9 protein-coding genes and 1 pseudogene are annotated in these 12,863 nt (G+C 68.3%); 6 read left to right on the top strand and 4 right to left on the bottom strand.

All coding sequences use genetic code 11. The annotated features are described in order from the left end of the window. The first annotated feature begins 158 nt into the window (after window positions 1-158). The 5 genes and pseudogenes from ripD (at window position 159) to RCP38_RS10110 (ending at window position 8,069) form a co-directional block, all read left to right on the top strand. A complete protein-coding gene (gene ripD / locus RCP38_RS10090; RefSeq protein WP_308477014.1) occupies window positions 159-788 on the top strand; it encodes an NlpC/P60 family peptidoglycan-binding protein RipD in 630 nt (209 codons plus the stop codon). Window positions 789-862: 74 nt separating this feature from the next. Next, window positions 863-3,073, top strand: coding sequence for an acyltransferase family protein (locus RCP38_RS10095; RefSeq protein ID WP_308477015.1), 2,211 nt, complete (start codon window positions 863-865; stop codon window positions 3,071-3,073). Window positions 3,074-3,123: 50 nt separating this feature from the next. Continuing rightward, window positions 3,124-5,262, top strand: coding sequence for a glycogen debranching protein GlgX (glgX, locus tag RCP38_RS10100; protein ID WP_308472852.1), 2,139 nt, complete (start codon window positions 3,124-3,126; stop codon window positions 5,260-5,262). Between the two features lie 4 nt (window positions 5,263-5,266). After that, window positions 5,267-7,546: pseudogene (gene treY, locus RCP38_RS10105) on the top strand (malto-oligosyltrehalose synthase); the annotation flags it as partial. Between the two features lie 70 nt (window positions 7,547-7,616). After that, window positions 7,617-8,069: a hypothetical protein gene (locus RCP38_RS10110; protein WP_308472854.1), complete on the top strand. Its 453-nt coding sequence runs from the start codon at window positions 7,617-7,619 to the stop codon at window positions 8,067-8,069. A 53-nt stretch (window positions 8,070-8,122) separates the two neighbouring features. On the opposite strand, the gene ilvA is transcribed toward RCP38_RS10110, so the two are convergent. Both ilvA and RCP38_RS10120 read right to left on the bottom strand, forming a co-directional pair. Further along, window positions 8,123-9,436 (bottom strand): threonine ammonia-lyase IlvA, encoded by a 1,314-nt coding sequence (ilvA, locus tag RCP38_RS10115; protein WP_373692334.1) that lies wholly within the window; start codon window positions 9,434-9,436, stop codon window positions 8,123-8,125. A gap of 28 nt (window positions 9,437-9,464) precedes the next feature. Beyond that, window positions 9,465-9,902 (bottom strand): nitroreductase family deazaflavin-dependent oxidoreductase, encoded by a 438-nt coding sequence (locus RCP38_RS10120; RefSeq protein ID WP_308472855.1) that lies wholly within the window; start codon window positions 9,900-9,902, stop codon window positions 9,465-9,467. Window positions 9,903-9,993: 91 nt separating this feature from the next. Between RCP38_RS10120 and RCP38_RS10125 the strand changes: the two genes are divergently transcribed. Further along, on the top strand, window positions 9,994-10,194 hold the full coding sequence (locus RCP38_RS10125) for a hypothetical protein (protein ID WP_308472856.1): 201 nt from the start codon (window positions 9,994-9,996) through the stop codon (window positions 10,192-10,194). Between the two features lie 16 nt (window positions 10,195-10,210). Here the strand turns inward: RCP38_RS10125 and fadD11 are convergent, their stop codons facing one another. Together fadD11 and RCP38_RS10135 are read right to left on the bottom strand one after the other, a co-directional pair. Further along, window positions 10,211-12,016: a fatty acid--CoA ligase FadD11 gene (gene fadD11 / locus RCP38_RS10130; protein WP_308472857.1), complete on the bottom strand. Its 1,806-nt coding sequence runs from the start codon at window positions 12,014-12,016 to the stop codon at window positions 10,211-10,213. A gap of 26 nt (window positions 12,017-12,042) precedes the next feature. Next, window positions 12,043-12,828, bottom strand: a complete 786-nt coding sequence (locus RCP38_RS10135; RefSeq protein ID WP_308472858.1) for an enoyl-CoA hydratase/isomerase family protein — start codon at window positions 12,826-12,828, stop codon at window positions 12,043-12,045. Window positions 12,829-12,863 lie beyond the last annotated feature (35 nt).

Below are 12,863 nucleotides of genomic sequence, written 5' to 3' on the forward strand. Positions count from 1 at the left end.
GCCTGACGACAGTAATGGCCGGCGCCGTAACCGTTGGGTCACAGGTTGCCCAATTTCTCTGCGCGAGGCGGTCCGGGGCGCGTAAGCGCCGGTACGCTCTGTGACAGAAGTGACCAGTGATGCCGCCGTGACTATCGGTGGAGAAAGGGGCTGAACCCATGAAACGCGTAAGCGCTACCGCGATCGCCGTAGCGGCGGCTTTGGCCCCCGTGCTCGGCGCCACCCCCGTGCACGCCGACCCGCTGTCCCAGACCACCAGCCAGAACCAGCTGATCGAGCGGGTGCTGCAGCGTGCGCTGTCGCAGCGCGGGGTGCCGTTCGTCTACGGCGGCGGCGACGTCAACGGGCCCACCAACAGTGCGCGGGCCCGCGCCGCGACCACCCGCAGTTCGCTCACCGATCTGGCGGGCCGCAGCGTCGTCCCGGGCGTTCCCCCGGCCGCCGGCAACACCGCCGCGGGCCTGCCGGGCGTCGCCACCGGGTCGACCGACGAGTTCCCCGATACCACCACCGTCGGCTTCGACGCGTCCGGCCTGATCCAGTACGCGTTCGCCGGTGCCGGCATCAAGATGCCCCGGACCTCCGGCGAACAGTGCAGCGTCGGACGCAAGGTGCCGCCCGCACAGGCCCTCCCCGGCGATCTGCTCTGCTACGGACCCGGTGGCAGCCAGAGCGTCGCGCTGTATCTGGGCAACAACCAGATGATCGAGGGCACCAGCCCGGCGGTCGCGGTCTCGCCCGCCCGTACCTCGAACATGGTTCCCTATCTGACCCGGGTGCTCGGCTAGTAGCCGTCCCGGGCGACATCACACCGCTTGGAATGCGGTTTCTGCAGGCCGGTTAGGTAGATTGTCGGGCGATCATGATTGCCCTCTCCCCGCCGCGACGGGCGGTAACACCTGTTGTGGGATCCGATTCGGGGCCCGCTGCGGTCCTGCAGCCGGCCCCCGTGATGGGTACCCGCAAAGAGGGTTTCTACCGCCACGATCTCGATGGCCTGCGCGGCATCGCAATCGCCTTGGTGGCGGTGTTCCACGTCTGGTTCGGACGGGTATCCGGCGGAGTGGACGTGTTCCTGGCGCTGTCGGGTTTCTTCTTCGGCGGCAAACTGTTGCGGGTCGCGCTGAAACCGGGATCGTCGTTGTCGCCGGTCCCGGATCTGATCCGGCTGGTCCGCCGACTACTGCCGGCGCTGGTCGTGGTGCTGGCCGGCTGCGCAGTGCTGACCGTGCTGATCCAGCCGCAGACCCGCTGGGAGACCTTCGCCGATCAAAGCCTGGCCAGCCTGGGCTACTACCAGAACTGGGAGCTGGCCCGCAGCGCTGCCGACTATCTCCAGGCCGGTGAGGCGGTCAGTCCGCTCCAGCACATCTGGTCGATGTCGGTGCAGGGCCAGTTCTACCTCAGCTTCCTGCTGCTGATCTTCGGCTTCGCGTACTTGTTCCGGCGGGCCCTGCGCAGTCACCTGCGGACCGCCTTCGTGGTGCTGCTGGTGGCGCTGACGGCCGCCTCCTTCTGGTATGCGATCGTCGCGCACCAGGAGAACCAATCCCTGGCCTACTACAACAGTTTCGCCCGGGCGTGGGAGCTGCTGCTCGGTGCGCTGGCCGGCGCATTGATCCCCTATATCCGCTGGCCGATGTGGCTGCGCAACACCGTCGCCACGCTGGCGCTGGCGGCGATCCTGAGTTGTGGCGCGCTGATCGAGGGCGTGCGGGAGTTCCCGGGCCCGTGGGCGCTGGTGCCGGTCGGCGCCACCGTGGCGTTCATCCTCGCCGGGGCCAACCGCCAGGCGCGCCCGAGCACCAGCGGCCGGTTGCCGTGGCCCAATCGTTGGCTCGCGGCGCGCCCACTGGTGACGCTGGGCTCGATGGCCTACTCGCTGTACCTGTGGCACTGGCCGTTGCTGATCTTCTGGCTGTCGCACACCGGCCACCGTGACGCCGGGGTGCTCGCCGGCGCGGTGATCCTGCTGCTCTCCGGTGTCCTGGCCTACCTGACCCTGCGGTTCGTCGAGGATCCGCTGCGCTACCGCGCGCCGGCGGCAACCGCGGCGACGGCGGTTCGGCCGCGCTGGCGCCGGCCCGCGCCCGGCTGGTGGCGACGGCCGACCATGGTGGCGGGCTCGACGGTGGTGCTGCTGGGAGTGGCGCTGACCGCGACTTCGTTCTCCTGGCGCGAGCACGTCACCGTCCAGCGCGCCAGCGGCACCGAACTGGTCAAGCTGAGCAAGGACGACTATCCGGGCGCCCGCGCGCTGCTCAAGCACAAGCGGGTGCCCAAGCTCCGGATGCGGCCCACCATCTTGGAGGCCAAGAAGGACCTGCCGCGCTCCACCCGGGACGGCTGCATCTCCAATTTCACCAACCCGGATCTGGTCAACTGCGAATACGGCGACAAAGAGGCGACCCGGACCGTCGCGCTGGCCGGCGGCTCGCATGCCGAGCACTGGCTGCCCGCCCTGGACATCCTCGGTCAACGCCACCACTTCAAGGTGGTGACCTACCTCAAGATGGGCTGCCCGCTGTCGACCGAAGAGGCCCCGATCGTCATGGGCAGCAACGCCCCCTACCCGCAATGCCGCACCTGGGTAGAGAACACCATGAAGACCCTGATCGCCGATCACCCCGACTATGTCTTCACCACCGCCACCCGGCCCTGGAACATCAAACCCGGCGACGTCATGCCGGGAACCTACATCGGGATCTGGAAGCAACTGTCGGACAACAACATCCCGATCCTCGGAGTGCGTGACACCCCGTGGTTGCTCCGTGAGGACGGCACCCCGTTCAAGCCGGCCGACTGTCTGGCCTCGGGCGGCGACGCCGACTCGTGCGGAATGAAGCGGTCGCAGGCGCTGGTCGAGCGCAACCCCACCCTGGACTTCACCGAGCGGTTCCCGCTGCTCAAGCCGCTGGATCTCTCCGATGCCGTCTGCGACAAGGAGATCTGCCGGGCCGTGGAGGGCAACGTGCTGGTCTATCACGATTCCCACCACCTGTCGGCCACCTACATGCGCACCATGACCGGGGAGCTGGGCCGGCAGATGGGGCAGGCCACCGGCTGGTGGTGAGCCGCGGCGCGCACATCGGCCGAGGCTGCGGGTGCGGTTAAAGTCGAGCGGTGTCGCCTGCTGAGTCGCCCAGGGCCTGGCCCGGCACCCCCTACCCGCTCGGCGCGGTCTACGACGACGCCGGAACGAACTTCGCGGTCTTCTCCGAAGTCGCCGAGCACGTGGAACTCTGCCTGATCGACGACGACGGCCGAACCGAGACCCGTATCGACCTCGACGAGGTCGACGGATACGTCTGGCACGCCTATCTGCCCGGCGTCGGGCCCGGACAGCACTACGGATTCCGGGTGCACGGACCCTTCGACCCGGCGACGGGCCGGCGCTGCGATCCCGGCAAGCTGTTGCTGGATCCCTACGGCAAGGCCTTCGACGGCGACTTCGACTTCGGGCCGGAATTGTTCTCCTTCGATCCGGCAGATCCGGATCGCGAAACCGCTCCCCCGGCGCTCGATTCGTTGGGGCACACCATGACCAGCGTGGTGATCGACCCCCGCTTCGACTGGGCCGGCGACCGGTCACCGCGGACCCCCTACCACGAGACGATCATCTACGAGGCGCACGTCAAAGGCATGACCCAGACGCATCCGGGGATCCCGGCCGACCTGCGCGGCACCTACGCCGGCTTGGCCCACCCGGCGATCATCGAACACCTGCAGTCGCTCAACGTGACCGCGATCGAGTTGATGCCGGTCCACCAGTTCCTGCACGATCAGCGCCTGCTGGAGCTGGGTTTGCGAAACTACTGGGGGTACAACACCTTCGGATTCTTCGCCCCGCACAACGAGTACGCGTCCGACCGGCGGGCCGGTGGGGCGGTCGCCGAGTTCAAGTCCATGGTGCAGGCGTTTCACCGGGCCGGTATCGAAGTGATCCTCGACGTGGTCTACAACCACACCGCCGAAGGCGACCACCTCGGTCCCACACTGAACTTCCGGGGTATCGACAACGCCGCCTACTACCGTCTCGACGAGGGCGATCGACGCCGCTATACCGACTACACCGGTACCGGCAACAGTCTCAACGCCCGGCATCCGCACACCCTGCAGCTGATCATGGATTCGCTGCGCTACTGGGTGACCGAGATGCACGTCGACGGGTTCCGCTTCGACCTGGCCGCCACGTTGGCCCGGGAACTGCACGACGTCGACCGGTTGTCGGCGTTCTTCGACCTGGTGCAACAAGATCCGGTGGTCAGCCAGGTGAAGCTGATCGCCGAACCCTGGGACGTGGGCGAGGGCGGCTACCAGGTGGGCAACTTCCCCGGCCTGTGGACCGAATGGAACGGCAAGTACCGCGACACCGTGCGCGATTACTGGCGCGGCGAGCCGGAGACCCTCGGGGAGTTCGCCTCCCGGCTGACCGGATCCTCGGACCTGTACGAGGCGACCGGACGCCGGCCCAGTGCGAGCATCAACTTCGTGACCTGCCACGACGGGTTCACGTTGGCGGACCTGGTGTCCTACAACGAGAAACACAACGAGGCCAACGGCGAGGACAACCGCGACGGCGAGCGGCACAACCGGTCGTGGAACTGTGGAGTCGAAGGCCCCACCGACGACCCCGCCGTACTGGCCTTGCGTGAGCACCAGATCCGCAACATCATGGCCACCCTGCTGATCAGCCAGGGCACCCCGATGATCGCCCACGGCGACGAGATGGGCCGTACCCAACACGGCAACAACAACGTCTATTGCCAGGACTCCGAGCTGTCCTGGATGGACTGGTCGCTGCTCGAGCGCAACGCCGACCGACTGGAATTCACCCGGAGGATGACCGCCCTGCGCGCCGCGCACCCGGTGTTCCGACGGCGCCGGTTCTTCGAGGGCCGATCGATCTGCGGCGACGACGAGGTCCACGACATCGCCTGGCTCACCCCCGCCGGTCACGAGATGACCCAACAGGACTGGGGCAGTGAGTTCGGCCGGTGCATCATGGTTTTCCTCAACGGCGACGCACTGCCGGAACCCGATGCCCGCGGTCGGCGCATCGTCGACGATTCCTTCCTGCTGTGCTTCAACGCCGGCGACACCCCGGTCGACTTCGTCACGCCCGACGGCGACCACGCGCAGGTCTGGACCGCGGTGATCGATACCGCCGACCCCATCGGCGGCACCGATCTGGTGGTCGACGCCGGGCGGACCGTAACCGTGGCACCGCGCTCGCTGACCGTGCTGTGCAAGAGTCGGTGAGCTGATGGCTGCGAGCGTGGCACCGGTGTTGTCGACCTATCGGCTGCAGTTGCGCGGTCCCGGCGGTGCCGTACGCACGTTCGACGACGTCGAGAGACTGCTGGGCTACTTCGACGCACTGGGCATCTCACACCTCTACCTGTCCCCGATCCTGACCGCGGTCGCCGGATCCGGTCACGGCTACGACGTCACCGATCCGACGACGGTCGCCGACGACCTGGGCGGGACCGAGGGGCTGGCGCGGCTGGCGGCGGCGGCACGCACGCGAGGGATGGGCCTGATCGTCGACATCGTGCCCAACCATGTCGGTGTCGAGGTTCCCGCGCAGAACCGTTGGTGGTGGGATGTGCTGCGGCACGGCGCCTCCTCGCCTTTCGCGCACTACTTCGACATCGACTGGGACTTCGATGCCGGGCGAATCGTGTTGCCGGTCCTGGATTCCGGGCAGGATCTCGCTGCGCTGGTGTGCGACGGCGACACCCTGGCACTGGGCGGGTTGGTGCTGCCGATAGCTCCGGGGACCGGGGCGGGAACGCCCACCGAGGTGCTGGCCCGCCAGCACTACCGGTTGGTGGACTGGCGCAGTGGCGCCTGCGGTTACCGTCGGTTCCTGACGATCAACTCCCTGGCCGCGTTGCGCCAGGAGGACGCCGAGGTCTTCGCGGTGACGCACCGCGAGGTGGCCCGCTGGTGCACCGAAGGCCTGGTCGACGGGCTCCGGATCGATCACCTCGACGGCTTGGCGGACCCGGTCGGCTACCTGCGTCGGCTTCGGCGGCTGGTCGGGCCGGAGCCCTGGATCGTGGTCGAGAAGAACCTGGCGGCCGGTGAAGCCCTGGATCCGGTGCTGCCGGTCGCCGGAACCACCGGCTACGACGCGCTGCGGTTGATCGGCGGGGTGTTCGTCGATCCCGCCGGGCAGTCGGCGCTGACCGAGTCCGCCGCCCCGGCCGCGGTGGAGCCGATCTCCGCACTGCGCAGGGCTACCGCAGCGGCACTGCACAACGACATGGACCGCGTGCTGCGCGCCGTCACGGCGGCTACCGGGTCCGGACATGCCCGCCTCGCCGAGGCTTTGGCCGCGCTGTTGAGCCGGATCGGCGTGTACCGCTGCGACTACACCCCGACCGAGCCGATCCTGGCGCAGGCCATCGTCGAGACCGCGGCGGCCGAACCGGAACTCGCCACCGCCCTGGACGCCATCGGGGCGGCGGTGGCCGACGGTGGCGACGCCGCAATACGGCTTCAGCAGCTGTGCGTGACGGTGGTCGCCGGGGCCGCCGAAGCCCGGCTGTTCCATCGGGACCCCCGGCTGGTGTCGTTGAACGAGTTCGGCGGTGAGCCCGGCCGCTTTGGATGCACGGTCGCGGAATTCCACGCCTGGTCCGGTACCCGGGTGCGACATCACCCGCATGCGATGACCACGCTGTCCACCCACGACACCCTGCGCGGCGAGGATGTCCGGGCCCGGATCGCAGTGCTCTCGCAGCTCGCCGATCGGTGGTCCGAGGCCATGCGAAGCTGGCAGGAGCGGCTGCCCTGCCCCGATCCGGCTACCGGATTATTCCTGTGGCAGAACATCTTCGGGATATGGCCCGCGGACGGACCCGTCACCGCGACGCTGCGGCATCGGCTACACGCCTACACCCGCAAGGCGATCCGCGAGGCGGGCCGCCATACCTCCTGGCACGATCCCGACACGGTCTTCGAACAGGCCGTCGCCGATTGGCTCGATGCTGTGTTCGACGGCCCGATCGCCCAAGAGCTGACCGACTTGGCCGGCATCGCGGAACCGCATGCCCGCAGTGATGCGCTGGCCCAGAAGCTGCTGGCGCTGACCGTACCCGGCGTGCCCGACGTGTATCAGGGCTCCGAATTTTGGGAGGACAGCCTCACCGACCCCGACAACCGCCGACCGGTCGACTTCGCCGCCCGCCGTGCCGCGCTGAGCGCACTGCGACACCCCAAGATGCGGATCGTGCACACCGCACTGCAACTGCGCTGGGACCGCCCAAAGACGTTCTTGCGCGGTGACTATCGGCCGGTGTGGGCGGCGGGTCCGGCGGCCGAGCACGTGGTGGCGTTCCGGCGTGGCGACGACGTCCTGGTGGCGGTGGCCCGCTGGACGGTGCGGTTGGGCCAAACCGGTTGGGGTACAACCGAACTCATCCTTCCCGAGGGGCAGTGGTCCGATCGATTGACCGGTCGGAGCTGGTCGGGGGGCACCGCTGCCGCGGAGTTGTTCGCCGAGCTGCCCGGGGTGCTGCTGGAACGTGCGGACGACATGATCGTCGGCCAGCAGGGGCATCGGCGAGCCTGTGGATGGTCGAATACGGCGACGGCACAACACCGCGATGATGCTGGACATGGACCATCGACACTGCGAGGCGATCCCGAGGATCGAAACCGCCAACGACCCGATTCACTCGCTTTCTGATCTTCGGCAACGATGGCGGGCATTGATGGGGCCACTGGGATTCGGCGAACGAGCGCTCTGGTGCTGCTTCATCGGCCCCGAACGGTGCTTTCTCAAAATCTACGACCGCATACCGATCGGGCCTCGGCCGCAGTCTCGCCTGCTCAAAGACCTGATGTCGGGGCTGCAGACCGTGCTCGACGGCATATTGCCGGCGGGGACCACCGTGGCTCTGCTCTTAGCCGGTCCCGGCCAAGGTGGTGTCTCGGCGGCTGATCGGGTGTGGGCGAAGCAGCTGACGGAGGTGGCGACACGCTTCGACGTTCCGCTGGAGCCGATATTCCGAGCGAACGACGAAATGCTGTGTGCCGCGTTGCCAGCAGCGAGTTGACGGGCCTGTGCCCGGGTGCGCTGGGCAGCCGCGCAGCCGATCCCGGCCCGCGCTCAGAGCAGATAGCGATACGCCGCCGAACCCGGGTCGAGGGTTTCGACGTGCAGTTCCGAACTGCGCATCCGCGCCAACAGCCCGTCGAGGTCTGCCGCGGAACTCAGCTGTATACCGACCAACGCCTCCCCGGTGTCCCGGTTGTTGCGTTTGACGTATTCGAACAGGGTGATGTCGTCGCCGGGCCCGAGCACCTCGTCGAGGAAGCGCCGTAGCGCACCGGGCTCCTGCGGGAAGTCGACCAGGAAATAGTGCTTGAGGCCCAGATGCACCAGCGAGCGCTCCAAGATCTCGCCGTACCGGGAGACGTCGTTGTTGCCACCGGAGATCAGGCACACCACCGTCGAGCCCGGGGTGATCTCCGCCTCCAGCAGTGCGGCCACCGACAGGGCGCCCGCGGGCTCGGCGATGATCCCCTCGTTCTGGTAGAGGTCCAGCATCGCGGTGCAGACCGCGCCTTCGTCGACGGTGGTCACCGAGACCATGTCGCCGGCGCCGGCCATGACCGCATAGGGCAGTGCCCCGGCCCGTTTGACCGCCGCGCCGTCGACGAACTGGTCGACATGATCCAGGGTCACCAGCTCGCCGGCGGTCAGCGCGGCCATCATCGATGCGGCACCGGCCGGTTCGACTCCCAGTACGGCACTGCCGGTGGTCCGCTCCGCCAGGTATGTCGTGATGCCGGAGATGCAACCCCCGCCGCCGACCGGGACGATCACCAGATCCGGTTCGCTGCCGAGCTGTTCGAGGATCTCCACGGCGATGGTGCCCTGCCCGGCCATCGTCCGCAGGTCGTCGTAGGGCGGCACCAGGGTTGCACCGGTGCGCTCGACATCGGCCTGCGCGGCCTCGGCGGCCATGTCGTAGGTCGCCCCACCGACGATCAGCTCGATGAATTCCCCACCGTGATACCGGATGCGATCACGCTTCTGCTTCGGGGTCTTGGCCGGCACGTACACCCGGCCGTGGACGCCGAGCGTGCGGCAGGCGTAGGCGAAGCCCTGCGCATGGTTACCGGCCGACGAACAGACCACGCCCGCGGCCAGCTCCCGCTCGCTGAGCTGCACCAACAGGTTGTAGGCACCGCGCAGCTTGTAGGACCGCACCGACTGCAGATCCTCGCGTTTGAAGTACACCTCGGCGCCGGTCAACGCCGAAAGGCGGTCGCTGTGCTGCAGCGGGGTGCGTGCGACCACCCCGGCGATCCGCTTGGCCGACGCATCGATATCGGCCGCGGTCAAAGTCCCCGGCGGCGGGGTCTTCGACGGGCCGGCGTTGGGGCCACTCGGGTTCTGGCGCAGTTCGGCGGACACCGCAATATGGTGTCACCCAGCAGCGGGTTCAGCCCACCGGGGTCAGTACGAACAGCGGGATCGGACGATCGGTCTTGGTCTGGTAGTCGGCATAGTCCGGCCATGCGGCGACGGCCCGCTCCCACCACAGCGCCTTCTCGTCACCGAACACCTCGCGGGCGTCGTAGTCACCGACGGCGGGACCGTCCTGGAGTTCGACCCGCGGATTCGCGACGACGTTGTAGTACCAGACCGGGTTCTTCGGGGCGCCGCCGAGCGAGGCCACCACCGCGTACCGGCCGTCGTGCTCTACGCGCATCAGCGGGATCTTGCGCAGCTTGCCGGTCTTGGCGCCCACCGTGGTCAGAATGACGACCGGTTTGCCCTTCAACTCGGTGCCTTCGGTGCCGCCCGAGGAGACGATCCTCTCGACGTGCTCTCGGGGGAAGTCGATGGGGCTGGGTTCGTATTCTCCGCTCAGAGGCATGGCCACCAGCCTAGCCGGGCACCCGCGCCGACCCACCCGACCAGGAGATTTCGGCTAGCCCAACAATCGGTTGTCGACTACCGTTAATCCCATGTCCACCGCAGAACCTCCCGGGCGATACGTCGCCATCGCAGGTGTGCCGTGGCCGGCCTACAAACTGGTGGCCCTGGCCGTCGGGCTGATCACGCTGTTGGGGGTGGGTGCCCTCACATCCAGCGCCGCGGCCGCGGTGCTGAGCGCGGCGGGCGTCTGCACCGCCACCTGGCTCACGCTGGCGGTGAGGCTCTCCTGAGCCGGCCCGCGGTCGGTTACGGCGACGGCTCGTGCACCGCGGGATCGGGATCGGCGGCATAGAGGCCCTCGATCTCGGCGGCGTACTTCGCGGCGATGGGCCGCCGTTTCAGCTTCATCGTGAGGGTCACCTCCTCACCGCCGGGCTCCCACAACTGCGGCAACACCCGGAAACGCTTGATCTGTTCTACCCGGGACAGCTTGGCATTGCCCTCGGCCACGCCGGCCGCGATCGCGGCGATCACCCCGGGGTCGGCGGCCAACGCTTCCGGCGTCGCCTCCGCCACCCCGTGGGCAGCCGCATAGGGCGCCACCGAGTCGGCGTCGAACACCATCAACGCGGTGTTGTAGGGCCGGGAATCGCCGATGGTGACCATGGCCCCGATCATCGGGCACGACGCCAGCACCGCGTTCTCGATATTGGCCGGGGACATGTTCTTCCCCGCCGCATTGATGATGAGCTCCTTCTTGCGGTCCACCACGCGCAGGTAGCCGTCGGCGTCCTGCTCGAGGATGTCACCGGTGTGCAGCCAGCCGTCGGCGTCGACCGCTTCGGCGGTCTTCTCGGGTTCCTTGCGGTAGCCCCGCATCACCAGTGGCCCGCGCACCAGGAATTCGCCGTCGTCGGCGATGCGGCCCTCCAAACCGGGCAACAGTTTTCCGACGGTCCCGAGCCGGGCGTCCCGTGGGTGCGCGGTCGAGGCCACACAGCTCAGTTCCGACATCCCCCATACCTCGCAGATCGGGATCCCGATGCCGGCGAAGAAACCCAGGGTCTCCTTGGGAATCGGCGCCGCACCCGACACCGCCCACCGCAACTCGTCCAACCCCAGCTTCGCCCGCAGCTTCGATAACACCAGTTCGTCGGCCTGCGCCCATTCCGCTGCCACGGACTCGGAAACCGGTTCGCCGGCCAGCAGCGCCTCCGACCGCTTCGCCCCCACCCCGAGCGCCCACTGCAACGCGGCCCGCCGGTTCTCATCGGCTTCCGCGGCGACGGCGAATTCGGTTGCCGCCTTGAGCTTCTCCCAGACCCGCGGCACCGCACCCCAAATCGTGGGCCGCACATCCGACAGTGCCGCGCCGATCTGGCGGACGTCGGGCACCACGGTGACCTGCACCCCGGCGATCTCTTGGTTGTACAGCGCCATCGCCCGGTCGGCGATGTGCGCCGACGGCAGGTAGGAGGTGATCCGGTCGCCGAAGCGCACTCCCAGCACCGCGTCGAGGGCGGCCGCCTCGAACAGCAGGTTGGTGTGAGTCATCTCCACCCCCTTGGGCAGGCCGGTGGTGCCGGAGGTGTAGATCAGGGTGACCACATCATCGGGTTCCACCGCACGCCAGGTGCCTTCGAAGTCGAAATCGTCGGGAGCAGCGGCCAACAGGTCGGCGACCGACAGGGTGCCTGCCGGCTGCCCGTCCACGCACACGATGTGGTCGACCGCCGCACCGCTGGCGCGGATCGTGTCGACGTAGGCGGCCTCGCAGATCATGACCTTGGTCCCGGCATTGCCCAGCAGATAACCGATCTGCTCGGGCGGCAGAGTGTTGTACACCGAGAACGAGGTGGCGCCCGCATGCTGGGCGCCGACTTCCAGCGGATAGAACTCCACGCGGTTGGACATCATCAGCGACACCGTGTCGCCGCGCCGTACCCCGAGGCCGGCCAACCCCGCCGCGACCCCGCGCACCTGCTCGGCGTAGTCGCGCCAGGTGAGCGTCTGACCATCACCGACGGTACGGACGGCCACCGCGTCGGGATCGATGGCACTGGTGCGTTGAAACGCCTCGCACAGGGTTGCCGGCGGCGGTGTTCCCGTCATGGAGATTCCTCCTGCTCTCTGCCGCCTCAGCGGCGACTGATCCGTTCCAGATACGCCATCGCGCAGGCCTGCGATTCGGCGTCGTGCACCGCCGTGACCAGCGCGTCGGCGTCGTTCCAACTACGAGCGGTCACCACCATTCCCTCGGTCACCGCATTGACCTGGCGTTTGGTGCCCCCCAGGGTGAGGGCGGATCTGCCGGCCAGGCCGCCCACCAGTTCCTCGACTTCGGCGTCGAGCTCGGCCGCGGGAACCACCCGGTTGAGGAATCCGGCCGCTTTCGCCTCCGCGGCACCGAACGGGCGGCAGGTCATCACCAGTTCCTTGGTCAGCGCCGGACCGATCTCCCGGACCAGCCGCGGGATGCCGCCCCAGGCCAAGGGGATGCCGAGATCGACCTCCGGGATCGAGAACCGGGTGTCGTCGGCGGCCACCCGCAAGTCGCAGGCCGCGGCCAACACCACCCCGCCCCCGATGCAATGGCCGTGCAGACGGGCCACGGTGACCGCCCGCATGGCCTCGACTGCTTCGGCCATCCGCCGTCCGGCGTCCGCCGCCTCCCGGATCGCCCCGGCACCGTCTGCGGCCGCCGCGAAGGCCGCCAGATCCGCACCCGCCGAGAACGCCCGGCCGTTGCCGGACACCACCACGACCTTGACCGTTGGCCGCGCGTCGAACCAGCGGGCCGCCGCCACCAGTTCCTCGAGCGCCACCGTGCTCAGCGGGTTGAGCTTCTCCGGGCGGTTCAGGGTGATCGCGCCGCGGGCTCCGTCCGCTGTCACCTCGATCGTGGTGGACTCCAACGATTCCATGCCGCTGACGTTAGCGGCGCCGCTCCGGCCGTGAC

Source organism: Mycolicibacter sp. MU0083 (genome assembly GCF_963378075.1).
Taxonomy (GTDB): Bacteria; Actinomycetota; Actinomycetes; order Mycobacteriales; family Mycobacteriaceae; genus Mycobacterium; species Mycobacterium kokjensenii.